Raw genomic sequence first — 24,977 nt, forward strand, 5'->3', positions numbered from 1 at the left:
GATGGGACACCCCCCGACTTCCGACGGGCCCGCCATCGCCGTATCCGACCTGCGGATGCGCTACGGCGACAAGGACGTGCTCACCGGGCTCGACCTGCGGATCGAGGCCGGCGGCGTCACCGCCCTCCTCGGGCCCAACGGCGCGGGCAAGACCACCACGATCGAGATCCTCGAGGGCTTCCGCGCCCGCTCCGGCGGCGACGTGCAGGTCCTCGGCGTCGACCCCGCCCACGGCGGCGAGGCCTGGCGGGCCCGGCTCGGCGTCGTGCTCCAGGAATGGCGCGACAACGGCAAGTGGAAGGTGCGCGACCTCGTCGGCCACTTCGCCGAGTACTACAGGCCCTACGCCGAGCCGTACGGCGCCGACGAGCTGCTCGACGTGGTCGGCCTCGCCGAGCAGGCCGGGCAGCGGGTCCGGACCCTCTCGGGCGGCCAGCGCCGCCGCCTCGACGTCGCCCTCGGCATCATCGGCAGGCCCGCGCTGCTGTTCCTCGACGAGCCCACCACCGGTTTCGACCCGCACGCCCGCCGCGAGTTCCACGAGCTCATCCACCGGCTCACCGACCTCGACGGGACCACGATCCTGCTCACCACGCACGACCTCGGCGAGGCCGAGAAGCTCGCCGAGCGCATCGTCATCCTCGCGGGCGGGCGCATCATCGCCGACGGATCGCCCGACCAGCTCGCCCGCGCCGCCTCCACCACCGCCGAGGTCAAGTGGGTCCAGGACGGCGCGCTCCAGGTCCACGCCACGGAGGACGCGACCGGCTTCGTCCGCAAGCTCCTGGCGACCGACGAGGGGGCCGTCACCGACCTCCAAGTCCACCGCGCCAGCCTGGAGGACGCCTACCTCGGCCTCGTGGCGGCGTTCGAGAGCGGCACCGCCGAAGCCGGCCAGGCCGAGAAGGCCGTCGACTCCTTCCTCACAAACTGATGGCTCGCAAGCGTCGCCAAGGGGCACAAACTGATGGCTCGCAAGCGTCGCAAGGGGACTCGCACACTTATGGCTCGCAAGAGAGAGGCCACCCGATGAACACCACTTTGCACGAGTACAGGACCGGCTGGAAGCGCGGGCTGATCGAGACGCGCATCTCGGCGACCACGCTCGGCGACGTCCTGGGATTCTTCCTGCCCACGGCCATCGCGATCACGGTCCTGTTCTTCCTGCGGGGCGCCGATTTCGAAGGCGCCCCGGTCTCGCTCGGGTCGATGAACATGCCGAGCCTCATCGGCATGAACATCGTCTTCGGCGGCATCATGGGCATCGTCGGCACCTTGGCGATGGACCGCACCAACGGGACGCTGCTGCGCGCCAAGTCGATGCCCGGCGGCATGACCGGCTACCTGGTCGGCCAGATGGTCTCGACCGCGCTGTACGTCACCGTGGGCGCCGTGATGCTGCTCGCGGTGGGTCTGGCGCTGTTCGAGGGCCTGGACTTCGCGAGCCCGGACCGGTGGCTGCTGTTCATCGCGGTGCTGGTCATGGGGATCGTGTCGGTCTTCCCGATGGGCGCGGTCCTCGGGGCGCTCATCGACAACCCGCGCAACATGGGGCTGGTGATGTTCCCGATCATGGCCATGGTCGCGATCTCGGGGATCTTCTACCCGATCGCCGCGCTGCCGAGCTGGCTCCAGGGCATCGGGCAGGTCTTCCCGATGTACTGGATGGGCCTGGGGATGCGCCATGCGCTGCTCCCGGAGTCCATGGCCGCGGTGGAGATCGGCGGCGAGTGGCGGACCCTTACGATGTTCGCCGTGCTCGCGTTGTGGGCCGTGGTCTCGATGGCGCTCGCGCCCCGGCTGCTGCGGCGCATGTCGCGGCGGGAGTCGGGCTCGGCGGTGGCCGCGAGGCGCGCCGACTTGCAGAGGGACTGGTGATCGAGCCGTGGCCGGGGACGAGGTCTACAACCGCATCGCGATGCTGCGGGCCGAACGGGGCGTCTCGCGCCGCCAACTGGCCGACGCCCTCGGGGTGCACTACCAGACCGTCGGCTACCTCGAACGCGGCGAGTACTCGCCGAGCCTGCACCTGGCCCTGAAGCTCGCCGAGTACTTCGAGGTCCCGGTGGAAGTGCTCTTCTCGACCAAGCCCTTCCCGCGCCTCGGCGCCTGAAGGAGGGGTTCCCGCCCCGCGCTCCGGAGACACCCCGGCCGAAAGGCCGTCCGCAGCGCGGGGCCTCTCCATGCGGAAGGTCAGTCGCGTTCGGAGTAAAAAGCCGCTCCCGGGGGAGCGGCTTCGAGCCAGGAGAGGAAGCCGGTGACGGCCGAGGTGGTCATGGCGAGTTCGACCTCGCCGGTGGCGCTCTTACAGCGCAGGACCGCCACTTCGGGCGGGAAGATCTGGGCCTCGGGCCCGATCGGCTTGCGGCGCTCGGAGACCTGGAGGTCTTCGCGCGAGAGGGTGTAGCGCGGCCCGAACGCCAGGGAGAACATCCGGTACCAGCGGAGGTTGCCGCTCTCGTACACGGCGAAGCCGGGCGCCCAACCGCGCCCTTCCATGTGCCGGGAGAGCCGGGCGGCCATCGCCACCGATCCGGCGCGCGAGAAGAACGAGCGCCGGACGTACGTGAGTACCAGGAACACCGCGACGGCCCCCGCCAGGGCGGCGACGACGAGCAGTGCCTTCAGCATGGTCAGGCCGAAGCGGGGGCGACCGCTTCGGCGGTCTCGGCGAGGATGGTGACGCCGTCGGTGGTCACCGACAGGAATCCGCCTTCGACCTGCCAGGCGAGCTCGCCGCCCTCGAGCGGCTGCACGCGCACGGTGCTGTCGATCCGCAGCTCGCCGAGCAGCGGCTGGTGGCCGGGCAGCACGCCCAGTTCGCCTTCGGTGGTGCGCGCGTAGACGGCCTTGGCCGTGCCCGACCACACCTTCGACTCGACGGCCACGACTTCGACGTTCAGTTGCCCTGCCACAACGCTCCTTCAGCAGACTGCGGGATGGTTACCGGAAGTCTAGACGGCTGCGGGCGCGAACGTCGAATCGCCTGGGGGTGGGGCCGGGGACGTCACCTTGGACGACGAAGGCCCCCGGCGCGGCCGGGGGCCCTGCGATCGATCGATGCCTCAGACGCGGGCGCGCCGAGCCAACCGCTCGGGGTCCATGATGATGACGCTCTTGCCGTCCAGGCGCAGCCAGCCGCGCCCGGCGAAGTCGGCCAGGGCCTTGTTCACCGTCTCGCGGGAGGCGCCGACCAGCTGGGCCAGCTCCTCCTGCGTGAGGTCGTGGGTGACGCGCAGGACGCCGCCGTCGCGAGTGCCGAAGCGGCTCGCCATGTGCAGCAGGGCCTTCGCGACGCGGCCGGGCACGTCGGTGAAGATGAGGTCGGCCATGGAGTCGTTGGTGCGACGGAGCCGGCGTGCTATCACCCGAAGGAGCTGCTCGGCGATCTCCGGCCGGTTCGCCAGCCAGGGCCGCAGCGCGGTCTTCGACAGGCGGGCCAGGCGGGTGTCGGTCAAAGCGGTGGCGGTGGCGGTGCGCGGGCCGGGGTCGAACAGTGCGAGCTCGCCGACCATGTCGGAGGGGCCCATCACCGCGATCAGGTTCTGGCGCCCGTCGGCGGAGCGGCGGCCGAGCTTCACCTTCCCGGACATGACGATGTAGAGACTGTCACCCGGCTCGTTCTCGGTGAAGACAGTCTGGCCCTTGTTGACGTCGATGTACTCCATCTCTTTGATGAGCGACTCGACAGCTTCCGGGTCGACACCCTTGAACAGGGCGGCCCTGGCCAATACATCTTCCATGTCCGTTCGCACCTTTCTTCAACGCACCGCTAGTGCAAGTACTGAGTCTATGCCTCTTGTCCGCATTGCGGGAGCGAGACCCCCGTAAATCCACATGCGCACCGCAGGCGCGGAAATCGACATTCGTATCCGAATGAATGTGTTCCGTCCGTTCCGAGCGTCACGACGTGAGACTCAACGCGCCGCTTCAGCAGGGTGTTCGCTCCGCGGAACGGAACGCGTCGGCGGCGACCGGTACAGCCTACCCGCAATGTGACGTCACGCCCAGCATCAGGCAATGGCGAAAGTCGCGCGGAGACCGCTCAGGTGCACGAACCGGTGCCGACCGGTCCGGTGGACCTGCGGCCGGCATCGAGGACGGATGCGGACTCGGCGATCGTGAGGGCGTATCCGGTCTCCGGATCGTCGACCGCGGCCGCGAAGATCACGCCGATCACCTCGCCGTCGGGATTGAGGAGCGGGCCGCCGGAATTGCCGCCGATGATGTGCGCGTAGAGCTGGTAGACCTCGCGGGTGACCGTGCCGTCGTCGTAGATGTCGGGTCCGGTGACGATCCGCGCCTCGCGGATGCGCGCGGCCGTCGCCGTGTAGGCCCCGCCGCCGGGGTAGCCGAGGACGACCGCGTCGTCGCCCGAGGCCGCGAGCGCCGTCCGCAGCGGCAGCGCCGGGGCGTCCAGGCCCGGGACCGACAGGATCGCCAGGTCCTTGTCGGGCTCGAACACGATCACCTCGGCGTCGTAGAAGTCGCCCTTCGACTCGACGCGGACCGAGTCGGTCCCGGCGACCACGTGGGCGTTGGTGGCCACGAGCCCGTCGGCGTAGACGAAGCTCGACCCCTCGATCTGGCGGTCGCACGAGGGCGCCGAGCCGTGGACCTTGAGCACCGACGCTTCGGCGCCGACCACCAGGCCCGAGGCCGCGAGTTCGGGATCGGGCGGCGGGACCTCGCGGGCGTCGGTCGGGTTGAGCCCGAAGAACACGTTCGGCATCCCCGAGGTGTTCAGCGAGTCGCGCATCGACTCGTAGACGCCCTTGACCGAGTCGGGCATGTACTCGTCGATGCCGCTGACGAGGCTCGAATTGCGCACCGCGCCCGCGACCGCGGGCATGGACGAGCTGGCCAGCGGCGCGGCGGTGACCCACGTGACCAGGAGGACGGCGATGATCGAGACGAGCGGGCCCAGCAGGTGGTCGAGCTTCTTGGAGCCGTTCGACTTCAGGCGCTTGCGCAGCCGGTACCCGATCGCCGTGGCCAGGGCCATGCCGCCGAGCGCGAGCGCGAAGACGACCACGAGCGAGACGACGAGCTTGGTGAGCGCGGCCGCGTAGAAGTCGGCCGCGAACGGGGCGAGCTGCGCGCCGAGGACCGCGCCGCCGAGGAACCCGAGGAAGGTGGTGGCCGAGGTGATGAAGCCCTCGCGGTAGCCGTTGATGGCGAACAGGAGCGCCAGCAGCACGATGACGACGTCGACCATGAGACCGGTGCCGGTCGCGCTCATCCGCCCACCCCGCCTTCTTCTCCGGGGGCGCTAGCGCCCTTCGAGCTCCATGGTCCGACCCGAGTCCCAGGGCCGGGACCAGCCGCCCAACTCCAGGAGCCATGACAGTACCCCGGCCGTGAAGCCCCAAATCAGGGGTACGCCCGGGATCCGGAAGCACGGGCCGCCGCGGCCCGACGGGTAGCGGACCGTGCCGCGCGCGTCCGGATCGGCCAGCAGTGCCAGCGGGACCTGGTGCGCCGCAGCGACTTCGGAGGCCGCCTGCGGGGCGACGGTGTGGGGCTCGCGCCACAGCCCCAGGACGGGGGTGACCGCGAAGCCCGAGACGGGGATCCACAGTGGCGGGAGCGTCGCGCCGACCGCGACGGTGCCGGGGTCGACGGCGAGCTCCTCGGCCGCCTCGCGCAGGGCCGTCGCGGTCGCGTCGGCGTCCTCGGGGTCGGCCGCGCCGCCGGGGAAGGCGACCTCGCCGGGGTGGTGGCGCAGCGTCGCGGCCCGCTGCTGGAGCAGCACCGAGGGACCCGAATCGGCTTCGGACTCCTTGAGCAGCACCAGGACCGAGGCCGAGCGCGCGTCCTCCTCGGCGTGCGGGTGGAAGTGGTCGGCGATGACGCGCATGACCGTCGGCGGTTCGGCCTCGGCCGCGGCCTTGAGCAGCGGCGGCCACCAGTCGGGGCGGGCTCCGTTCGCGCCGGTCACGGCAGCTCCAGACCGAACGCGTCGTTCGCGGTCGCGGTGAGGGCCTCGAAGGTGACGCCCGGTTCGACGAGCAGTTCGGCCACGGTGCCGTCGGGGGCGACGAACGCGATGCCGGGCAGGGCCGGGACGCCGAGTCCGATGCGGACGGCCTCCTCGGGGTCGAAGACCGACGGGTAGGTCATGCCGAAGTCCTCGGCGAACCAGCGGCCCTTGGCCCGCGTGTCGGCCGTGTCGACGCCGAGCACGTCGACCTGGTCGCCGTGCGCCTCGTAGAAGGCCTGCACTTCGGGGGCCTCGTCTTGGCACGGCCCGCACCAGCTCGCCCACAGGACCACCAGGAGCGGCTTGCCTGCGGTGGCGACCGCGGTGGCCGCCTCGTCGCCGAGGCAGTCGAGTTCGAGTTCGCCGACGCCCTCGATCGGGGTCGTGCCGGAGGCGCACGCGACCGACCAGGTCGGCTCGCCCTCGGCCGCCTCCGATGCCGGTGGGGCGTCCTCGGCGCAGGCGGTGAGCGCCAGGAGCAGCGCGGCCGCCGAGGCGGCCAGGGCCCGCTTCACGCGCTCACCTCGTCTCCGGCGAGGCGCAGCAGGTCGGGGATGTTGTCGCCGCGCAGCAGCTTCGCGGCCTCGGCCCGGTCGGTGGGGCCCTCGCCGAAGGACGGGCACTGCGTCGCCAGCAGGCACGCCCCGCACGCCGGCTTGCGGGCGATGCAGACGCGGCGGCCGTGGAAGATGATCCGGTGGGAGAACATGGTCCACTCGCGCGGCTCGATGAGCTTCTGGAGCTGGAACTCCAGCTTCACCGGGTCCTTGCCCTCGACGAGGCCGAGCCGGTTCGTAATGCGGATCATGTGCGTGTCGACGGTGATCCCCGGGATGGCGAAGGCGTTGCCGCGGATGACGTTCGCGGTCTTGCGCCCGATCCCCGGGAGCTTCACCAGGGCGGCCATGTCCTCGGGGAGGGTCCCGCCGTGGTCGGCGACCAGGGCCTTGCCGAGGCCGATGATCGACCGGGTCTTGTTGCGGTAGAAGCCCGTCGGCCGGATGATCGCCTCGACCTCCTCGGGGTTCGCCTCGGCGTAGTCCTCGGCCGTGCGGTACTTCGCGAACAGCGCGGGCGTCGTCAGGTTCACCCGCACGTCCGTGCACTGGGCCGAGAGGATCGTGGCGACGGCCAGTTCGAGCGGGTTCGCGTAGTCGAGCTCGCAGTGGGCGTCGGGGTGGGCCTCGGCGAGGAGGCGGTTGATCCTGCGGGCCCGGCGCTTCTTGGCCAGCTCGCTCTCGGCGGCCTCGCGGCGGGGCCCCCGAGTCGTGTTCCGGCTTGAGCGGGCGTCGGCGGCGGTCACCCCGTCCATGGTACGCGGGCCCGATCCCGGTCCCGGCCTTGCGCGTCGGCCCTCACACGCCGGGCCGCGCCGCGGCGCGCACCCGCGCGCCCCTGGGCCGCGACACGCTCCGATACCGCGCCCGCAGCCGCCGCCGGCCGCGCAGCAGCAGCGCCGACAGGCCCAGCAGCCCGCCTCCGGCCGCCGTCGCGGCCAGGCTCCACGCCGGAGTGAGCGCTGGGCTCGCCTCGGCGGGCGGCGGTGCGGAGACGTCGGCGTCGAGCGCCGCGGCCGCGTCCACCACGCCCGCGCCCAGGCCCGAACCGCCGGGCCGCGCGGTCGCGGTGAGCGCCCGGCGCACCTCGGCGGCGGTCCAGTCCGGATGCGCCGAGCGCACCAGCGCCGCCGCGCCCGACACGAGCGCCGAGGCGAACGAGGTGCCGGTCACCGCCTTGTGCCCGCCGCCGGGCTCGGGCGCCCACAGGTCCGCGCCGGGCGCGGCCAGGTCGGTCGCCTCGCCGGTGATCGCCGTCTGCCAGCGGCGGCCCTCCGCGTCGGTGCCGGTCACCGCGAGCACGTCCGGGACGCGCGCGGGGAACCACACCTCCTCCTCGGGGCCGTCGCCACGCTGGTTGCCGGTGCAGGCCACCACGAGCACGTCGTGGCGCTCGGCGTAGGCGAGGGCCTCGGCGAACTGCGCCGAGTCGTAGTTGCCGCCCAAGGAGAGGTTCACGATGTCCGCGCCGTTGTCCACCGCCCACTCCACGGCCGCGCCGACCATCGCCGAATCGTGGTAGCGGTTCTCGTCGTCGAGGACCCGCACGGGCAGGATCACCGCGTCCGGGGCCACCCCCGGGCGCCCGGAGACGGCGCGCGCGGCGATCAGGCCCGCCACGGCCGTCCCGTGGCCCACCGGGTCGGCCTGGCCGAAGGCCCGCTCGTACACCGGGTCCTGCTCCGAGCCGAAGGCCATGAGCCGCGGCTCGTCGCCCGGGTCGAGATCGACGTAGCTGCGGCCGGGGAGCACCGCCCCCGCCAGGTCGGGGTGGTCGGCGTCCACACCCGAGTCGACGACGGCGACCGTGATCCCCTCGCCGGTGGCCGCCTCCCAGGCGGCGGGGGCGTCGACCGCGGACAGATGCCACGCCACGGGCGAAGACGCCTCCGAAGGGGCACCGCACAGCAAGAGCCCCAGAAGCGTCGCGGCGGCGCCCGCCAAGGCGCGGGAAGCGGTTCGGTCCCTCATGAGAACGGGATCGTCACACAGCGACAGGCCCACAGCGTGGGAATGACACGCGTGCTTCTTTATGAATTCGTTATTCTCGGCCTACTGACGGAAACTTGACAGGCCGCGCGCGTTACGGTGACGATCGCGAGGGGACGCCGCGTTCGCTCGACACCGCCCCATCCAAGACCGGTAGGGGGGAAGGGCTGAGTGGGATCGATGTGGGAACCGAGTAACGAGATCGAGCACCGTCTCCGGGAGGCGCTGCGAGCCGAGGACCAGGACGGATACTTCAGAATCCTGGCGCAGATCGAACTCGTCCTCCCACTGTCCTATGAGGACTCCAATGGCGGGGGCGCGGACACCTGGGCCACGTGGACGACCGACGACCGCACGCACATCCTCGCCTTCACCTCTGAGAGCGCGCTCCAGGTGTGCCTGCGCGACAACGCCGGGGCCTCCCGCCGCGTGGGTTTCACCGCGCTGGCAGGGGCCTGGCCCGACGAGGAGTGGTGGCTCGCGGTCAACCCGGGCCTGCCGATCGAGGGCTACCTCCCGGCGTGGTTCGTCGCCCAGGTCGCCCAGGGCATGACGACCGTCCCGGCCGACCCGGCGCCGCCGACCCCGCCCGCCGAGCAGTACCCGCCGCAGGACCGCTTCTCGGCGGTCGCGCACTCCGACCCGTTCGCGAACCCGATGGCCCCGGCCCCGACCTCGCGCGGCGGCGGCTTCATGCCCCCCGCGTCCGCCCCGGCCCCCCGCGAAGGCGGCAGCTTCATGCCGCCCGCGCCGCCGGTGCCGGACGTCCCGCCCGCGCCGCGGCGCTCCTCCGACCTCAACGGCCCCACCGGCCAGCACTCGACCATCGCGGGGAAGACCTCGGCGGGCCTGCCGCTGCGCCAGCCCCCGGGCGAGAGCGCCCCCGAGCCCGAGGCGTTCAACGGCCACTCCTTCCAGGACGCGCCGCCGAGCCAGCCGCCGGCCGCCGCCTCGCCGCAGTACCCGCCGCAGGGCCCCGGCTCCCAGCCGCCGAGCCACGCCTCGCAGCCGCAGTCGTCCTTCCCGGCCGAGCCGCAGTGGCCCGGCGAGCAGGACCAGTGGCCCGACGCCCCGGACTGGCTGCGCGACCAGCAGCCGGACCCGCTGACGCTGCCGACGCGCGAGCCGGCCCCGCCGGCCGCGCACCCCGAGCCGTACTCCGCGGCCGAGGCCTTCGGCGGCGCCCCGAGCGGCGACGCGTTCGGACCGGCCAACGACGCCTTCGGCGGCTCTCCGGCCGGCCCGCGCAGCGAGGCCTTCGGCGGCCCGCCGCGCCGCGACCCGCAGGCCGCCGGTTCCTTCGGACCGCCGGGCGAGGGCTTCACCGCCGTGAACCGGCCCGGCGAGGAGCCGCCGCGCGACGCCGAGGCCTTCGCCTCCATGTCGAGCGCCTTCGGCCGCCGCGGCGCCGAGCCCGAGCCGGCGCCGAGCCCGGCGCAGCACGCGCCGCGCCCCGTGGAGCTCTCCGGCGAGGACGCCGAGCCGCTCCTGGCCGAGGCCGCCTCCTCGGGCGACACCGCGACTTTCCTCCAGACCCTGCTGTGCGCCAGCGTGGTCCTGCCCGTGGGCGACCCGGCCGCCGCGCACATCCGCGTCGGCGACCCGGCCTTCCGCTGGTCGAGCGACATCGTCGACGGCATCATCGGGATCACCGTCTACACCACCGTCGAGCGGATGGCCGAGCGCGCGGGGGAGGACACCCCGCACACGATCGTGCCGTTCGGCTGGCTCATCCAGCACTGGCCGGGCCAGGACTACGCGCTCTACGTCAACCCCGGGACCGAGGTCGGCGCGAACATGTCCGGCCCCGAGGTCGAGCCGCTCCTGAAGTGGGCCGAGGCCAAGGACCTGCTGACGTTCGCGACCGAGATGGAGCAGCGCCAGGCCGCGGCCGCGCGCCTCTCCCCGGCCCACCGGGTCCAGCCGGTCCTGTGGCAGAAGACCATCCCGCACCACCAGGTGCCGTTCTACCTCGAACGCGGCTACGACCGCGTCGGCGGCTTCGTGCACCCCGCGGACGCGGTGGACCACCTGCGCACCCCCGCCCAGCTCTACCTCGCGCTCGGGCTCATCCGCTCCAGCGAGGACTTCAGCCCCACCGACGACTCGGTGCACGTGCTCCGCTGGATCGGCTACCGCACCGACCTGTACCCGCAGGCCCTCGGCGGCAACGACTTCGCCACGGCCGAGTCCCGCGGCGGCACCATCGTCGAGGCCGGCCCGTTCCGCGGCGACGGCTTCGCGCCCTCGGAGTCGCCCGAGGACCGCATCCCCGAGCACAAGGTGGACTCGGTGCGGCTGCCGCACGCCGCGAAGATCCTCCGGATCGACTCGCGCGGCGAGGTCACCGACATCGCGCTCTACGACGCCGACACCCGCGAGTGGACGCCGGTCGACGGCGCCTTCGGCGGCCCGGCGGCGATCGAGGCGCCCTCGACCCCGGCCCTGCCGGCCGCCCCGGCCTCCGACACGCCGCCGCCGGCCGGACCGACGGGCGAGTCCTACGGCTACGCCGGAGGCGACGGCGCGGGCGGCCCGAGCGCCGGCTACGACGGCGCGGCCGGTTACGACAGCGCGCTCGGCGAGGCCTGGGGCGACGCCTCGGGCCACTACGACCTGGTGCGGCCGGCCCCCGAGGAACGGGCGGCCTCCGTCCTGGACCACAGGGACCGCGAATGGAAGGACGCCTAGCCATGAGGGACGGCTACATCGCCCGCTGGAAGGGCGCCGAGTACGACTCCAGTCCCGACGGGGCCCACGTGCGCCTGTACTCGCCGACCGGCGGGGACGGCTTCGTGGAGGTCGCCGAGGGCCGGTACCGGCGCGGCGTCCCGATCGGGGAGCTCGACGACTTCTTCTACGTGCGCACCGTCTGCACCTGGAGGGGCGAGCCGTTCTTCGTGCTCGGTGCCTCCGGCGACTGGGTGCGCCTGGAGTACCGGGGCGGGCGCGCCGACGTGGCCCGCTCGCTGGGCCTCGAACCGTACGACAACGGGGTGTACCAGATCTGGGCCCCCGCCGAGGAGGTCGGCGAGATCGCCGAGCAGTACCTCTAGACCTCTCGCGTGAACCCCGGTCGGCCTCGACCGGGGTTCCGCTGCACCCGGGAGGCCTTGCGGCGCAAGGCCTGAACACGTTGTATTCATTCTCGTAAATCTGTCGAGCGACCGCTTTCACACCGGAGGGGTTTTGCTGTATGCTTCAGGAAATATAAGAAAGCGTTTGCCTGACTTCAGCGGACGCTTGCGGAGCCGCAACGCGACCTCCCCGGCGAACGCCCGCGGAGCAGCGGACCGGACTAGCTGACTTCTGGAGCAGATCCCTATGGCAGAACGAATCACCGTCGGCATCGCCCTCAACGGGGTGACCGGGCGCATGGGCTACCGCCAGCACCTCGTGCGCTCGCTCCTGGCCATCCGGGACCAGGGCGGCGTGGAGCGCGCCGACGGCAGCGTCATCTGGCCCGAGCTCACCCTGGTCGGCCGCAGCGCCGACAAGCTCGCCGAGATCGCCGGGCGCCACGGGCTGGACAAGTACACCACCAGCCTCGACGAGGCCCTCGGCGACGACTCGATCCAGGTCTACTTCGACGCCCTCACCACGCAGCACCGCCTCGCCGCCGTCAACAGCGCGATCAAGGCCGGCAAGCACGTGTACACCGAGAAGCCCATCGCCACGAGCCTCGAAGACGCCCTCGGCCTCGCCCGCGCCGCCCGCGACGCCGGCGTCAAGAACGGCGCCGTCGCCGACAAGCTGTACCTCCCGGGCCTGCGCAAGCTCAAGCGCCTGGTCGACTCCGGCTTCTTCGGCAAAGTCCTGTCCGTGCGCGGCGAATTCGGCTACTGGGTCTTCGAAGGCGACTGGCAGGAGGCCCAGCGCCCCTCCTGGAACTACCGCGCCGAGGACGGCGGCGGCATGGTCCTGGACATGTTCCCCCACTGGTCCTACGTGTTCGAGGGCACGCTCTCCCCGGTCAAGTCCGTGACCGCCCACGTCACCACCCACCTCCCCGAGCGCTTCGACGAGCAGGGCCGCGCCTACGCCGCCACCGCCGACGACGCCGCCTACGCCATCTTCGAGCTCCAGGACGGCACCGTCGTCCAGATGAACTCCTCCTGGGCCACCCGCGTCGACCGCGAGGAGCTCGTCGAGTTCCACGTCGACGGCACCGAGGGCTCGGCCATCGCCGGGCTGCGCAAAGTCCGGGCCCAGCACCGCGCCCACACCCCCAAGCCCGTGTGGAACCCCGACATCGACCAGCCCATCCCCTTCCGGCGGCAGTGGCACGAGGTTCCCGACAACGAGGTCTTCGACAACGGCTTCAAGCTCCAGTGGGAGGAGTACCTGCGCCACGTCGTGGACGACGCCCCCTGGCACCACGACTTCCTCGCCGCCGCCCGCGGCGTGCAGCTGGCCGAGGCCGGCTACCGCTCGGCCCGCGAAGGCCGCCGCATCGACCTGGAGGACCTCGTCCTGTGACCCGGAAGTTCAACTCCCGCGTGATCTACTCGGCCGCCCACGTGGTCGCCGACCCGCTGGCCGACAACGGCCCCGGCCGCCCCGCCGCCGTCGACTGGGACGCCACGCTGGCCTTCCGCCGGCACCTGTGGGACCTCGGGCTCGGCGTCGCCGACGCCATGGACACCGCCCAGCGGGGCATGGGCCTGGACTGGGAGGCCACCAGGCAGCTCATCCGGCGCTCGGCCGAGGCCGCCGGACCCGACGACCTCCTCGCGTGCGGGGTCGGCACCGACCAGCTCGGCGCCGGACCGGCCACGCTCGACCAGATCCGCGCGGCCTACCTGGAGCAGCTCGCCGTGGTCGAGGACGCCGGAGCGGGCACGATCCTCATGTGCTCGCGGGCGCTCGCCGCGAACGCGAAGACCCCCGACGACTACCGCCGCCTCTACGGCGAACTCCTCGGCGAGGTCAGCGGCAAGGCGATCCTGCACTGGCTCGGCCCGATGTTCGACCCGGCCCTGGAGGGCTACTGGGGTTCGGCGGACCTCGCCGAGGCCGCCGACGTGTTCGTGGAGATCATCACCGAGAACGCGGCGAAGATCGACGGCATCAAGATGAGCCTGCTCGACGCCGAGGCCGAGATCGCCCTGCGCCGCAGGCTCCCCGAAGGGGTCCGCTGCTACACCGGCGACGACTTCAACTACCCGCGGCTCATCGCTGGGGACGAGTTCGGGCACTCCGACGCGCTGCTGGGGATCTTCGACCCGCTCGCGCCGCTCGCCTCGCGGGCCGCGATCAAGCTCGACGAGGGCGACGTGGCGGCCTTCCACGCGATCTTGGACCCGACGGTCCCGCTGGCGCGCAAGGTCTTCGAGGCCCCGACGTTCAACTACAAGACCGGCGTGGTGTTCCTGGCGTGGCTCTCGGGCTTCCAGGACCACTTCAAGATGGTCGGCGGCCTGGAGTCGGCCCGCTCGATCGCGCACTTCGGCCAGATCGTGGACCTCGCGCTCGAAGCGCGGCTGTTCCCCGACGAGGACCAGGCGATCGACCGGTTCAACGCGCTGCTCAAGGTGGCCGGGCAGCCCCCGAGGAGCCTCGCATGAGCGTCCTCGACCGGTTCTCCTTCAACCATGCGACCGCGAAGTTCTGGGACCAGCGCGAGGCCGTGGAGGCCTGCGCGCGCACCGGATCGAAGATCGGCCTGTGGCGCGAACCGGTCCAGGAGTTCGGCCTCGAAGCGACCGCGAAACTCGTCAAGGACGCCGGCGTGGCGGTCACCAGCCTGTGCCGCGGCGGGTTCTTCACCGACCCGACCCCGGCCGCGATCGAGGACAACCGCAGGGCGATCGACGAGGCCGCCGCACTGGGCGCTCCGGCACTGGTTTTGGTCTCGGGCCCGATCCCGGAGGGCGGCACGATCGACTCGGCGCGCGAAGGCGTCAAAGAAGCCCTCGCGCGACTCGCCCCGTACGCGGGGGAGCGGGGCGTGACGCTCGCGATCGAACCGCTGCACCCGATGTTCGCGAGCGACCGGTGCGTGGTCGCGACCCTCGGCGAGGCCCTGGATCTGGCCGCGCCGTTCCCGGCCGAGCAGGTCGGCGTCGTGGTCGACACCTACCACATCTGGTGGGACCCGCAGGTGTGGGACGGGATCGCCAGGGCCGCGGCCGAAGGCCGCATCGCCTCGTTCCAGCTCGCCGACTGGATCACGCCGCTCCCGGCGGGCGTGCTGACCGGGCGCGGTCAACTGGGTGAGGGCTGCATCGACCTGAAGCGGTACCAGGAGACCGTGGACGCGGCCGGCTTCACCGGTCCGATCGAAGTGGAGCTGTTCAACGACACCCTCTGGGCCCGCCCGGGGCAGGAGGTCTTCGACGAGACCAGGGCCGCGTTCGCTCGCGCCCTCGCATGAACTCCGCGGGTGCGGGACCGGGCCGGGGTCAAGCGCCCGGCCCCGCACCCGCGGCCCGCTCACTCTCCTGAGGACACGCAGAACTGGTTGCCGTCGGGGTCGGTGAGGACCGTCCAGGTGAAGGCGCCGCCGGGCGCCTCGTGGTCGCCCACGCGCCTCGCGCCCGCCTCGACGAGGCGGCCCACGGTGGCCTCGGCGTCTGCCGACACGAGGTCGACGTGGACGCGGCCGGGGATCGAGCCCTCGACGTACTGGAAGGACATGCCGGTGGACTCGCCGTCGCCGACGACGACGTACTCGCCCCAGTCCTTGCTGATCTCGGTGCCGAGCGCGGCGGCCCACCACTTGGCGAGCTCCTTCGGCCGCTCGGTGTTCACGGTGACGTTCACGATGCGAAGTTTCATGTCTTCGACGCTATCGGCAAGATGAGACATTTTCGGCCGCTTGGGTTATTCCGCGAGATCGAGCCGTTCAATCCAGGAAGTGCTCGCGGCCGTTGAGCGGGCGCCGCTCGTCCTGCTCGGTCGCCTTCCGGTGCGCCGCATAGCGAGCGAAGACCACGACGTTCTCGGCGTACCCGCCCCGGCCGAATTCGCCGCCGCAGGTGATCAGCCGCAGCGCGGGCACCGCCTCGACCCCGAACACCTCCTCGTACGGCAATCGCCGCTTCGGATACGACTCGGTCCCGGTCACCTCGTAGACCACCACGATCCCGTCCTCGCGGGTCACCTCGATCACGTCGCCCGCCTCCAGCTCCTTGACCGGGAAGAACACCGCCGGGCCGCTCCGGTCGGTGTCCACATGGCCCAGCAGGACCGTCGGCCCGAACTCCCCGGGCGTCGGCCCGTGCTCGAACCAGCCCGCCTCATGGGGCTTGCGCAGCGCCGGAACCTCGAAGTCCCCGTTGCGATCGAGACCGAGCCCGGTCAGCGGGGCGTGGACCCCGACCGCCTCGATGTCCACCCGCGTCGGCTCGGAGCGGCCGAGCCAGTCCCCGCCCGCCGGATCGGCGACCGCGAACGGGTCGTCGCCGAACTGCGGCAGCCGCAGATGCGGCATCGGGACCACACTGCCGACCACGAGACCGAGTCCCCCGGCGAGGAGGATCGCGAGCACCACGGCGGCCACCGGCCGGAACGCCGGCTCCGGCCGGTGGACCGCGGGTTCAGGAGCCCCGCCCGACTCGCCCATGCGGCCTAGGCCGCGGCACTGCTGCGGCGCTTGAGCAGCCACATCCCGGCCGCCGCCGCGAGCACGATCCCCGCACCCGACCACAGGACCGCCGAAGAAGCGTCCGACGCGGTCGAGCCGCCGCCGGTCGCCGCACCCGAACCCGAGGTCACCGTGAACTTCGCCGAGGCGCTGTCCGAACCACACGTCACCAGCACCGTGTACGTCCCGGTCTTCATGCCCTGCGGCACCGTGAAGTTCCCTTGGGCATTGTTGTTGTTGCGCGGCAAGGCGATGCTCACGTCCGTGCCCTCCACGACCGCCGTCGCGTTCTGGTTGCAGTTCGAGGCGAGCGCGTCCACGCGCGTGCCGACCGCTCCCGCCGTCGGCGAGAGCGTGACGGTGATGGCCGCGTTCGCCGGAACGGCCGTGGACAGCACGATCGCGGCGCTGAGCCCGATCGCGGCGAGCATCCCTCGGAAGGGCTGGGGCATTCGCATGGGCAAGGTTCCTCCCCGATCGGCACCGGGAGGCACCCGGTCCCACGTGACGTGTCAATGGCTCACGGTAATGGCCCCCGGCAGGGGCGCACACGGAATCGTGGGAAAACGGGCGCGCGAGCGCGCACGGCTCGTCGGGGCTGGAAAACATCGGTGTCATCTGCCACGATGAGGGCATGAGGCTTCCCGGGAGCGGACTGGTCAGCGGCCTCGCCGCGACCGCGCGAACCGCCGCGCGCCGCGCCGTCACCAGTCAGTACCCCGAGCACGAACCCGAACTGCCCGAACGCTCCCGGGGCGTCATCGCCCTCGAGGAGTCCAACTGCACCTCCTGCATGCTCTGCGCGCGCGAATGCCCCGACTGGTGCATCCACATCGACTCCCACAAGGAGACCGTCGAGGTCGAAGGCGCTGCCCGGCCGCGCCAGGTCAACGTCCTCGACCGCTTCGACATCGACTTCTCCCTGTGCATGTACTGCGGGATCTGCATCGACGTGTGCCCCTTCGACGCCCTCTTCTGGGCCCCCGACTTCGCCTACGCCGAAGGCGACATCCGCGACCTGCTCCACGGCAAGGAGCACCTGGGGGAGTGGATGGCGAACGTCCCGCCCTCGGCGCTGCCCGAGGCGGAGCCGGAGGACGCCGGGTGACGGTCGCCGACGTGCTCCTGATCGCCTTCGGGCTGCTCGCGCTCGGGGCGGCGCTGGCGGTGGTGACGACCGAGCGGATCGTGCGGGCCGGGCTGTGGCTCGCGGTCGCGTTCGCCGGGATCGCCGGGGCCGCCCTGGTGCTCGCCGCCGAGTTCCTCGCGTGGGTGCTCGTGCTCGTCTACGTCGGCGCGATCGTGGTGCTGCTGCTGTTCGCGACGATGCTCACGAAGGCCCCGACCGACCCGTCCGCCGACCTCGACCGGCCGCGCCTGCCGGGGGCCGTGATCGCCGGCGGGGTCGGGCTCGGGCTCGCGGCGGTCGTCACCGCCGCGTTCGGCTGGACCCGCGTCGATCCGGAGGGCGGGGCGGGCGCCGCGGCCGTCGGCGAGGCCGTGTTCGCCGAATGGGTGCTCCCGTTCGAGGTGCTCTCGCTCCTTCTGCTGGCGGCTCTGGTGGGCGCGGTGGCCGTTTCCACACGGAGAACTTGAGCAACAGTCGTGTAACGAAGGTTTGCTAGCCGCGCGGTAAGCTGACGGCCATGAGTTCACCCATCTTCGACCTGGCCGACGAGTACATCACCGCATACGCCCGCCTCCACCCCATGTTCGCCGGCATGGCCGGCATCAAGGGCGACTTCGGCGTCGCCTCGGACCTGGGACCGGACGCGGTCGAGGACCGCGCGCGGCTGGACCGCGAGACCCTCGCGCGCCTGCGCGCCCTGGAGTCGGCCGGATCGGCCGACGACCTGGCCCGGCTCCACATGGCCGAGCGCCTGGAGTCCGGCCTCGCCCTCCACGACGCGGGCGAGTGGCGCCGGGCCCTGCGGGTGCCCTACGGGTTCATCCAGACGCTGTGCTCGTACGTCGACCTCGCGCCCCGGCGCACCGAAGGCGAGTGGCGGGTGCTCGTCGCCCGCATCCGGGCGATCCCCGAGATGTTCGCGACCTGGCGCCAGACCATGAACGCCGGGATCGACGAAGGCCAGACCGTCGCGCTCCTCCAGGTCGTCGAGGGCGCCAAGCAGGCCCGGCGCAACGCCGAGGTGCGCGTGTTCGACAAGCACGTGGACGCCTACGGCGACGGCCCGCAGGCCCGCGACCTCCGCGAGGCCGCCGACGCCGCGTACGCCGCGTTCGCCTCCGCCGCCGAGTACCTGGAGCGCGCCTACGCGCCGCACGCCGCCGCGAAGGACGGCGTCGGCGAGGAGCGCTACCTGCTGCACGCCCGCGCGACCCTCGGCGCCGACCTCGACGCCCGCGACGCCTACGCGTGGGCCTGGGACGAGCTGCACCGCATCGAGGACGAGATGGCCGCCGAGGCCGACCACATCGCCGCCTCGGCGGGTCTGTCGGGCTCGGGCCTCGACGAGGTCATCGCGCACCTGGACGCCACCGAGACCCTCGCCGACCACGAGGCGTACCTCGCGTGGCTGCGCGAGAAGCACCACGGCGCGCTCGAAGCGCTCAACGGCGTCCACTTCGACATCGACCCGCGACTGCTCGAGCTCGACGTCGAACTCGTGCAGGGATCGTCTGCCGGGTCGGCGTACTACACCGGCCCCAGCGAGGACCTCTCACGGCCGGGCCGCACCTGGTGGCCGGTGGCCGAGCGCGAGCGCTTCGCCGTGTGGGGCGAGCTGACCACCGTCTTCCACGAGGGCGTGCCGGGACACCACCTCCAGATCGGGCAGACGAAGGTGGCCGGGGACGGCCTGTCGCGCTTCGCGAAGGTCTTCGGCTCGGTCTCGGGCCACGCCGAGGGCTGGGCCCTGTACGCCGAGCGGCTCTCCGACGAGCTCGGCTGGTTCACCGACCCGGGCACGCGCCTGGGGATGCTCAAGGGCTCGGCGCTGCGCGCCGCCCGCGTCGCCATCGACATCGGCTGGCACCTCGACCTGCCGCTGCCGGCGGCCGAGGCGAAGCGCCACGGCGAGCGGTGGGACTTCGACGTGGCCCTGGAGGTCCTCCAGCAGCGCGGGCGCATCGCCGGGCACCGCGCCCGGCCCGAGATCGTCCGCTACGCGGGCTGGCCGGGACAGGCGATCTGCTACAAGCTCGGCGAGCGGGCCTGGATCGCCGCCCGCGACGAGGCGAAGGCCGCGGCCGGGTCCGATTTCGACATCAAGGACTGGCACACCCGGGCGCTCAACCTCGGGCCCGTGGGCCTGGACAACCTCGCGGCGGTCCTGCGCGGGGAGTGAAGCCGGAGCTTCGGCGATCGGTGACGCGACGAGGCGGGCGCGTGAAAGGCGAGCGCCCGAGCGCGACAACGTGAACCGCGACCGCCGCGGCACCCGCCGGACCGGTCCGGACATGCGAAGGCGGGGCCGGAGTACGACTCCGGCCCCGCCTCCTTCCGTCTACCGCCAGCGGTCGATCATGCCGGTCGTGGTCCGGTCGATCTCCTCGCCGAGCTGGCGCAGGTGCTCCTTCTCCAGGTCCGCCAGGCTCGCGGTGAACCGGTCCGCCCGGTCGGCGCCCGGGAGCCGCAGCAGCCAGTTGCGGGCGATCACCGCCTGCCGGTACTCGGTGAGCAGGTGCTCCAGGTCGGCGACCGGGACGATGACCTCCTCGGCGGCCCGGCCGAGCGCCGGCTCGGCCGCCTCCGCGAGGAAGTGCGCCTCCCGGGCCGCGATGCGGGCCTCGTCGCGCGCCATCACCAGGTCGGTCGCGTAGCTGAGCCTGCCGTACGTGTCGAGCAGGTGCGTTTTCGCCTTCGAGAGCACCCCCATGAGCGAGGAGGCGGGCTTGTCGCCCTCGCGCGTGAAGCGCGCGTGCTCGGCGAACATGCGCACCTGGCCGAGCAGGGCCGCGACCCACGTCTGCGAGTGGACCCGCTCGATCTGCCGGTAGGAGGCGCGCATCTCCTCCTCCAGGGCGTCGAACCACCCCGGGTACTCCGGGACGGTGAGGCCGAGCTGGTCGAACCGGTCGGCGAAGTGGATCCGGAGGCGCTCCAGGTCCTCGGTGTGCTTGAGCGCGGCGAGGAACTGGTCGAGCTCGCGGCCGCCGTGCGGGGTCTGTGCGAACAGGTGCTCGTAGCCGCGGATCGTCGTGCGCAGCCGGTGGATCGCGGCGCGGACCGAGCCTGCCGATCCGGGCGCGTACCGCTCGGTGGCGGCGATCGCGCGGTTGAGCGCGTCGACCTGGTTCGCGATGTACGACCGGATCACGACGCCGGCCGGTGTGGACGCGGACATGGCCCCGGAACGCTCCCGTTCGGCCGCCGCTGCGGATGCTGACATGGCTCCTCCCCCCGAAAGACCTGCTGGACCAAGTATTCCAGCGGGCCCTCGGAGGGAGGAGCGAAGCGGTGAAAATTCGATTGTCGTTCAGGTTCGAGCCCTGCGGCCGTCACCTGCGCGGATCGACTAGCCCGGGATGCAGTCCAGCGCGGGCATGGTCGTCAGGTTGCCGGAGACGTTGAAGCCGAAGCTCTCCGACGAGCCCGAGCTGATGGTCGCGTTCCAGCCCGAGGGGCTGGCCATCTGCATGTCGCCCATCGAGCTGATCGTGGTGTTCCACGAGTTGTCGATGGTGATCCCCGAGTCCGGCGGCCACAGCCAGTGGATCATCCAGTCGCTGACGGGCGCGGTGCCCGTGTTGGTGACGGTGATGTTGACGGTCGCCCCGCCGTTCCACGAGAAGATCGAGGCCTCGGCGGTGCAGGTGGCGTTCGGGTTGCCCGTGGGGTCGTCGGTCGGGTCCTCGGTCGGGTCGTCCGTCGGCTCATCGGTGGGGTCGTCGGTCGGGTCGTCCGTGGTCGGGGGGTCGGTCGGAGGGTTGTTCACGCCGCCGTCGTTGCCGGGCAGGTTGGCGCCCGGGCGCACGCCGGTGACCTCGCCGTTGCCGCCGTCGAACTCGACGTCGGAGCAGGCGTAGAAGTTCTCGCTGGAGTCGGAGCGCACCCAGTGGGTGAAGACCACGTGGTAACCCGACTTCTGCGGGAGCGTCAGGTTGGCGTAGTAGTAGTGGTCGTCCGAGCCCGGGCCGCCGTTCTGCGGCGGGTTCGTGATGGTGGTGAACAGCTCCAGCTCGTCCCAGGTGATGGGCGTGTTCGGGTTCCAGCCGTCCTTGGTGATGTACAGGTCGAACTTGCCGGGGTGGTGCGCCCAGTTGTTGTAGCGCCACTCGACGTTCGCGCCGGCGGTCACGTGGGTCCGGGGCCAGTTGCCCGCGGCGTTGAACGCCGAGAAGTCGTACGGGCCGCGGCCGCCGCCGTTGCAGATCTCGCCGTCGGGGATGTAACCGACGGTCTGGCCCGCGCCGTTGGAGTCGAGGTTCCCGAACCAGTTGTAGAACGCGTTCGGGCCGCCCTGGTTCAGCGCCTGCTGGCACATCGCGTTGGACGGGTCGAGCGCGCCGTTCCCGCTCAGCGCGTCGAAATAACAGAAGTACTGCCGGGAGCCGGGGAACACGGTGGCGCCGTGGGCCTCGGCCTCCTGACCCTTGGTGAACAGCGTCGTGGCGAACATGGCCGCTACAACGGCCAAGACCAGCGACATGACGACGGCGATGCGGCGGCGTCTGCTGCCGAACGCCGTCGAGGCGATGGTGGACATGGAAAACTCCTCTGCCGGTCATGGAGCGCTCCCAACCTGGCCCTGCCGAGCCCGCGCCTACATGTGCGAAACCGTGGATAGTGATCGTGATATTTGAGTGTATCTATATAATGGGGCGGAGTGCAAACGGCCCGGTGCCCGAGGGGTCGCGGCCGTGGAACCCGCGACATCCGCGTCGTCGGAGCGCCTCCCGCTCTCCCGCGGATAGGGTGGGATCCATGGACATCGGAGACACCGCCCCGGCATTCACCCTCGAGGACGAGACCGGCACGCCGCGCGGTCTCGACGAGCTGCTGGAGGGCGGTCCGGTGGTGCTGTTCTTCTACCCGCGCGCCATGTCGGCCGGCTGCACCGCCGAGGCCTGCCACTTTCGTGACCTCGTCTCCGAGTTCAAGGCCCTTGGGGCGCAACCGGTCGGCATCTCCCGCGACGCCGTCGACCGCCAGGCCGCCTTCACCGCCGAGCATTCACTGGGCTACCCGCTCCTGTCGGACCCCGGCGGCGCGGTCGCCGAGGCCTTCGGCTCCCGGCGCAACTTCGCCCTCTTCCCCACCAAGCGCAAGACCTTCCTCATCGGCGAGGGCCGCAAGGTGATCGGCGTGGTCACCAGCGAGCTGAGCATGAACGCCCACGCGGACAGGGCGCTCGCGATCCTGCGCGAGAACGCCGCCGCATAGCGAAAGAGGCGGCCCGAAGGCCGCCCCGTGCAGGTGTCGCAGATGCGGTTCGCGAGTTCGCGGCTGCGATTCAGATTCCGCTCACAAGTTCTCGAAATGCCTTCCCCCGGTGGGAGATCGCGTTCTTCTCCTCGGCGCTCAGCTCGGCGCTGGTCTCCTCGCGCCCCTCCGGGACGAACAGGGGGTCGTAGCCGAACCCGTTGTCGCCCTTCGGGGCCCGGATGATCCGGCCGGGCATCTCGCCGTGGACGACCAGTTCGCGGCCGTCGGGCCACACGATCGCCGCCGCGCACACGAACTTCGCGCCGCGCGATCCGTCCGGCACGTCCGCGAGCTGGTCGAGCAGCAGCGCGTTGTTCGCCGCGTCGTCCTTGGCGCTCCCGGCCCAGCGCGCCGAGAGCACCCCGGGCATCCCGTTGAGGGCGTCCACGGCCAGGCCGGAGTCGTCGGCGATGGTCGCCAGGCCCGTGTGCTTCACCCCGTCGCGGGCCTTGAGCAGGGCGTTGCCCGCGAACGTCAGCTCGGTCTCGGGGGTCTCGGGGTAGTCCTCGACCGCGTCGAGTCCCACGAGTTCGACCTCGGGGGCGGCCGAGGCGAGGATCTGGCGCAGCTCGTCCACCTTGCCCGCGTTGCGGGTCGCCAGGAGCACCCTCACGGGGTCAGGAGGGTACGGGCCTGGAGGCCGGTGAGCTCCTTGCAGCCCTTGAGGGCCAGGTCCAGCAGCGCGTCGAGTTCGGCGCGGTTGAACACCGCCTCCTCGCCGGTGCCCTGGACCTCGACGAAGTCGCCCTCGCCGGTGCAGACCACGTTCATGTCGACCGAGGCCGCCACGTCCTCCTCGTACGGAAGGTCCAGCACCGGGACGCCGCCCACGACGCCGACGCTGATGGCGGCCACCGAGGTCGTGAGGATCTTGTCGGGCTTGCGGGCGAGCTTCTGCTCCTTGAGCCAGGCCACGGCGTCGTGCAGCGCCACGTAGGCGCCGGTGATCGAGGCCGTGCGGGTCCCGCCGTCCGCCTGGAGCACATCGCAGTCGAGCGTGATCGTGTTCTCGCCCAAGGCCTTGAAGTCGATGCAGGCCCGCAGGGAGCGGCCGATGAGCCGCGAGATCTCGTGGGTGCGCCCGCCGATCTTGCCGCGGATGGACTCGCGGTCGGAGCGCGAATGCGTCGAGCGCGGGAGCATCGAGTACTCGGCGGTCACCCAGCCCTCGCCCGAGCCGCGCCGCCAGCGCGGGACGCCGGGCGTGACCGAGGCGGTGCACAGCACGCGGGTGCGGCCGAATTCGACGAGGACCGAGCCCTCGGGGTGGTCGGTCCAGGAGCGGGTGAACTTCACGGGGCGCAGCTCGTCGGCGGCGCGCTTGTCAGGTCGAGTCATCCGCACCAGCCTACGGGAACACACTCGCGTGTGACACACTAGTTGCTGCTCGAATGAGAGCGTCGGCACGTGCGGCGACCGGGCCTACGGCCTGGGATCGCGCGTCCCGGGGCCGGCGGCGGTCCGCCTCCCGGCAGCGATCGGCCCCTCCCGATCGGACGCTCGGCCGCGCGCGAGTGGCGGAACTGGCAGACGCGCAGGATTTAGGTTCCTGTGCCTTCGGGTGTGGGGGTTCGAGTCCCCCCTCGCGCACGCGATGACGATCGGGGCCCGGCGGTGATGCGCCGGGTCCTTTCCCGTGTGCGGCATCGGCGTGGACGCTTCGGGGCGGTGCCTCGGTTGCACGAATCGTCTGAAAAGGAATGAAGGCCACAGATCCTTGCGGTAGGCAACGGAGCGGGCGCCCGAAAAGGTACTTCGAGTGTCAACGCCGACCGAAAGGTGATCTTCATGTCCGCTTTCAAGCGCACCGCACTGGCGGCCGCCGCCGCGGCCGCGGTGCTCCTGCCCGCCACCGCCGCCTCCGCCCAAGACCCGGAGATCCCCGAGGAGGGCTGGGAGTACTCGGCCGCGTGGGACTTCGTGCGGGACGACTACACCGCCGAAACGCAGGCCGCCACCGAGGCACAGCTCGCCGACCACTTCCCGGACTGGAAGTTCGCGACCACGCTGGAGTCGGTCCGGCTCCAGAACTACTTCATCGACGGGGAGAACGAGACGCCCGTCCAGCGCAAGTTCCGGGCCGACTTCGCCGTCCCCGAGACCGAGGAGGCCCTCGAGACCGCGATCTACCTGCCCGGCGGGATCAGCGAGGGCATCCAGGACCTCAGTGGCGGTGAGGAGGTGGACATGCACTACCTGCTGCACTGTTCCGCCGAGGACACCGAGTGCGTGACCGAGGTGCACGCCGACGGGCTGGTCCTGGCGTGGACCTCCGACGGGAGCTACGTCGAGGCCGCGGCGTTCTTCCCCGACGGCTCGGTCGGCTGGGTCTGGTGGGGCGAGGACTACCTCAACGGGACTCCCGACGGCTCCATCGAGGTGACCTCTGAGCAGGTCGCGAAGTTCGCGGCCAACCTCGACACGGCCCCGGTCTGGGCCGCGCTCGAAGACGAGGCGTAAGCGCGTCGACGG

Annotated in this window: 28 protein-coding genes and 1 tRNA gene; 14 read left to right on the forward strand and 15 right to left on the reverse strand. The window is 71.7% G+C overall.

The window, feature by feature from the left end:
- Window position 1: 1 nt before the first annotated feature.
- The 3 genes from IF12_RS0102310 to IF12_RS0102320 all read left to right on the forward strand — a co-directional run bounded on the left by IF12_RS0102310 (window position 2) and on the right by IF12_RS0102320 (window position 2,113).
- Complete coding sequence (locus tag IF12_RS0102310; RefSeq protein WP_030144652.1) at window positions 2–934, forward strand: ABC transporter ATP-binding protein; 933 nt, start codon at window positions 2–4, stop codon at window positions 932–934.
- Between the two features lie 95 nt (window positions 935–1,029).
- Entirely contained in the window at window positions 1,030–1,878 is an 849-nt protein-coding gene (locus IF12_RS0102315) for an ABC transporter permease (RefSeq protein WP_030144653.1), read from the forward strand.
- Window positions 1,879–1,918: 40 nt separating this feature from the next.
- Complete coding sequence (locus IF12_RS0102320) at window positions 1,919–2,113, forward strand: helix-turn-helix transcriptional regulator (RefSeq protein ID WP_035748196.1); 195 nt, start codon at window positions 1,919–1,921, stop codon at window positions 2,111–2,113.
- 80 nt (window positions 2,114–2,193) lie between these two features.
- On the opposite strand, the gene IF12_RS0102325 is transcribed toward IF12_RS0102320, so the two are convergent.
- The 8 genes from IF12_RS0102325 to IF12_RS0102360 all read right to left on the reverse strand — a co-directional run bounded on the left by IF12_RS0102325 (window position 2,194) and on the right by IF12_RS0102360 (window position 8,415).
- Window positions 2,194–2,631 carry a DUF2550 domain-containing protein gene (locus IF12_RS0102325; protein ID WP_081912963.1) on the reverse strand — a complete coding sequence of 146 codons (438 nt, stop codon included), beginning with the start codon at window positions 2,629–2,631 and terminating at the stop codon, window positions 2,194–2,196.
- Window positions 2,632–2,633: 2 nt separating this feature from the next.
- Window positions 2,634–2,915 (reverse strand): F0F1 ATP synthase subunit epsilon, encoded by a 282-nt coding sequence (locus tag IF12_RS0102330; RefSeq protein ID WP_030144655.1) that lies wholly within the window; start codon window positions 2,913–2,915, stop codon window positions 2,634–2,636.
- Between the two features lie 150 nt (window positions 2,916–3,065).
- Window positions 3,066–3,743, reverse strand: a complete 678-nt coding sequence (locus IF12_RS0102335) for a Crp/Fnr family transcriptional regulator (protein ID WP_030144656.1) — start codon at window positions 3,741–3,743, stop codon at window positions 3,066–3,068.
- A 302-nt stretch (window positions 3,744–4,045) separates the two neighbouring features.
- The gene (locus IF12_RS0102340; RefSeq protein WP_030144657.1) at window positions 4,046–5,242 is read right to left on the reverse strand and encodes a MarP family serine protease; all 1,197 of its coding nucleotides are present in this window, start codon (window positions 5,240–5,242) and stop codon (window positions 4,046–4,048) included.
- Window positions 5,243–5,272: 30 nt separating this feature from the next.
- Complete coding sequence (locus IF12_RS0102345; RefSeq protein ID WP_051703861.1) at window positions 5,273–5,941, reverse strand: CoA pyrophosphatase; 669 nt, start codon at window positions 5,939–5,941, stop codon at window positions 5,273–5,275.
- Window positions 5,938–6,498 (reverse strand): TlpA disulfide reductase family protein, encoded by a 561-nt coding sequence (locus IF12_RS23665; RefSeq protein ID WP_051703862.1) that lies wholly within the window; start codon window positions 6,496–6,498, stop codon window positions 5,938–5,940. Before IF12_RS23665 ends, IF12_RS0102345 begins: the two co-directional genes overlap by 4 nt.
- Window positions 6,495–7,286, reverse strand: coding sequence for an endonuclease III (gene nth, locus IF12_RS0102355; protein WP_231492291.1), 792 nt, complete (start codon window positions 7,284–7,286; stop codon window positions 6,495–6,497). The genes IF12_RS23665 and nth overlap by 4 nt, the downstream gene beginning before the upstream one ends.
- A 52-nt stretch (window positions 7,287–7,338) precedes the next feature.
- Window positions 7,339–8,415 (reverse strand): S8 family serine peptidase, encoded by a 1,077-nt coding sequence (locus IF12_RS0102360; RefSeq protein WP_051703863.1) that lies wholly within the window; start codon window positions 8,413–8,415, stop codon window positions 7,339–7,341.
- Between the two features lie 294 nt (window positions 8,416–8,709).
- Between IF12_RS0102360 and IF12_RS0102365 the strand changes: the two genes are divergently transcribed.
- From IF12_RS0102365 to IF12_RS0102385, 5 genes are all read left to right on the forward strand, one after another.
- Window positions 8,710–11,220: an SseB family protein gene (locus IF12_RS0102365; protein ID WP_030144662.1), complete on the forward strand. Its 2,511-nt coding sequence runs from the start codon at window positions 8,710–8,712 to the stop codon at window positions 11,218–11,220.
- Window positions 11,221–11,222: 2 nt separating this feature from the next.
- Window positions 11,223–11,585 (forward strand): hypothetical protein, encoded by a 363-nt coding sequence (locus IF12_RS0102370; RefSeq protein ID WP_030144663.1) that lies wholly within the window; start codon window positions 11,223–11,225, stop codon window positions 11,583–11,585.
- A gap of 268 nt (window positions 11,586–11,853) precedes the next feature.
- A complete protein-coding gene (locus IF12_RS0102375) occupies window positions 11,854–13,008 on the forward strand; it encodes a Gfo/Idh/MocA family protein (protein ID WP_030144664.1) in 1,155 nt (384 codons plus the stop codon).
- Window positions 12,900–14,096, forward strand: coding sequence for a dihydrodipicolinate synthase family protein (locus IF12_RS0102380; protein ID WP_369807671.1), 1,197 nt, complete (start codon window positions 12,900–12,902; stop codon window positions 14,094–14,096). The genes IF12_RS0102375 and IF12_RS0102380 overlap by 109 nt, the downstream gene beginning before the upstream one ends.
- On the forward strand, window positions 14,093–14,905 hold the full coding sequence (locus IF12_RS0102385) for a sugar phosphate isomerase/epimerase (protein WP_030144666.1): 813 nt from the start codon (window positions 14,093–14,095) through the stop codon (window positions 14,903–14,905). Before IF12_RS0102380 ends, IF12_RS0102385 begins: the two co-directional genes overlap by 4 nt.
- 59 nt (window positions 14,906–14,964) lie before the next feature.
- Here the strand turns inward: IF12_RS0102385 and IF12_RS0102390 are convergent, their stop codons facing one another.
- The 3 genes from IF12_RS0102390 to IF12_RS25390 all read right to left on the reverse strand — a co-directional run bounded on the left by IF12_RS0102390 (window position 14,965) and on the right by IF12_RS25390 (window position 16,575).
- Complete coding sequence (locus tag IF12_RS0102390; RefSeq protein ID WP_030144667.1) at window positions 14,965–15,309, reverse strand: VOC family protein; 345 nt, start codon at window positions 15,307–15,309, stop codon at window positions 14,965–14,967.
- A gap of 67 nt (window positions 15,310–15,376) precedes the next feature.
- On the reverse strand, window positions 15,377–16,096 hold the full coding sequence (locus IF12_RS25385) for a class F sortase (protein ID WP_133884151.1): 720 nt from the start codon (window positions 16,094–16,096) through the stop codon (window positions 15,377–15,379).
- A gap of 5 nt (window positions 16,097–16,101) precedes the next feature.
- Entirely contained in the window at window positions 16,102–16,575 is a 474-nt protein-coding gene (locus tag IF12_RS25390) for a hypothetical protein (protein WP_133884152.1), read from the reverse strand.
- 176 nt (window positions 16,576–16,751) lie between these two features.
- Between IF12_RS25390 and IF12_RS0102405 the strand changes: the two genes are divergently transcribed.
- The 3 genes from IF12_RS0102405 to IF12_RS0102415 are packed head-to-tail and all read left to right on the forward strand — an operon-like array spanning window position 16,752 to window position 19,425.
- Window positions 16,752–17,225: a 4Fe-4S binding protein gene (locus tag IF12_RS0102405; protein WP_051703866.1), complete on the forward strand. Its 474-nt coding sequence runs from the start codon at window positions 16,752–16,754 to the stop codon at window positions 17,223–17,225.
- Window positions 17,222–17,713: an NADH-quinone oxidoreductase subunit J gene (locus tag IF12_RS0102410; RefSeq protein WP_030144671.1), complete on the forward strand. Its 492-nt coding sequence runs from the start codon at window positions 17,222–17,224 to the stop codon at window positions 17,711–17,713. The genes IF12_RS0102405 and IF12_RS0102410 overlap by 4 nt, the downstream gene beginning before the upstream one ends.
- A gap of 50 nt (window positions 17,714–17,763) precedes the next feature.
- Window positions 17,764–19,425, forward strand: coding sequence for a DUF885 domain-containing protein (locus tag IF12_RS0102415; RefSeq protein WP_030144672.1), 1,662 nt, complete (start codon window positions 17,764–17,766; stop codon window positions 19,423–19,425).
- A 159-nt stretch (window positions 19,426–19,584) separates the two neighbouring features.
- Here the strand turns inward: IF12_RS0102415 and IF12_RS0102420 are convergent, their stop codons facing one another.
- Both IF12_RS0102420 and IF12_RS0102425 read right to left on the reverse strand, forming a co-directional pair.
- The gene (locus IF12_RS0102420) at window positions 19,585–20,469 is read right to left on the reverse strand and encodes a CHAD domain-containing protein (protein WP_081912973.1); all 885 of its coding nucleotides are present in this window, start codon (window positions 20,467–20,469) and stop codon (window positions 19,585–19,587) included.
- A 126-nt stretch (window positions 20,470–20,595) separates the two neighbouring features.
- Window positions 20,596–21,786, reverse strand: coding sequence for a lytic polysaccharide monooxygenase (locus IF12_RS0102425; RefSeq protein ID WP_030144674.1), 1,191 nt, complete (start codon window positions 21,784–21,786; stop codon window positions 20,596–20,598).
- 218 nt (window positions 21,787–22,004) lie between these two features.
- Here IF12_RS0102425 and IF12_RS0102430 point away from each other — a divergent pair, with 218 nt between their 5' ends.
- Window positions 22,005–22,463 (forward strand): peroxiredoxin, encoded by a 459-nt coding sequence (locus tag IF12_RS0102430; protein ID WP_030144675.1) that lies wholly within the window; start codon window positions 22,005–22,007, stop codon window positions 22,461–22,463.
- A gap of 70 nt (window positions 22,464–22,533) precedes the next feature.
- On the opposite strand, the gene rdgB is transcribed toward IF12_RS0102430, so the two are convergent.
- Both rdgB and rph read right to left on the reverse strand, forming a co-directional pair.
- Complete coding sequence (rdgB, locus tag IF12_RS0102435) at window positions 22,534–23,118, reverse strand: RdgB/HAM1 family non-canonical purine NTP pyrophosphatase (RefSeq protein ID WP_030144676.1); 585 nt, start codon at window positions 23,116–23,118, stop codon at window positions 22,534–22,536.
- Window positions 23,115–23,843, reverse strand: coding sequence for a ribonuclease PH (gene rph, locus IF12_RS0102440; RefSeq protein WP_030144677.1), 729 nt, complete (start codon window positions 23,841–23,843; stop codon window positions 23,115–23,117). The genes rdgB and rph overlap by 4 nt, the downstream gene beginning before the upstream one ends.
- Window positions 23,844–24,013: 170 nt before the next feature.
- On the opposite strand from rph, the gene IF12_RS0102445 reads away from it, so the two are divergent.
- A tRNA-Leu gene (locus IF12_RS0102445) sits at window positions 24,014–24,095 on the forward strand.
- A 198-nt stretch (window positions 24,096–24,293) separates the two neighbouring features.
- The gene (locus IF12_RS0102450; protein ID WP_133884153.1) at window positions 24,294–24,965 is read left to right on the forward strand and encodes a hypothetical protein; all 672 of its coding nucleotides are present in this window, start codon (window positions 24,294–24,296) and stop codon (window positions 24,963–24,965) included.
- The last annotated feature ends 12 nt before the right edge of the window (window positions 24,966–24,977 follow it).

The organism is Glycomyces sp. NRRL B-16210, assembly GCF_000719515.1.
Classification (GTDB): domain Bacteria; phylum Actinomycetota; class Actinomycetes; order Mycobacteriales; family Micromonosporaceae; genus Glycomyces.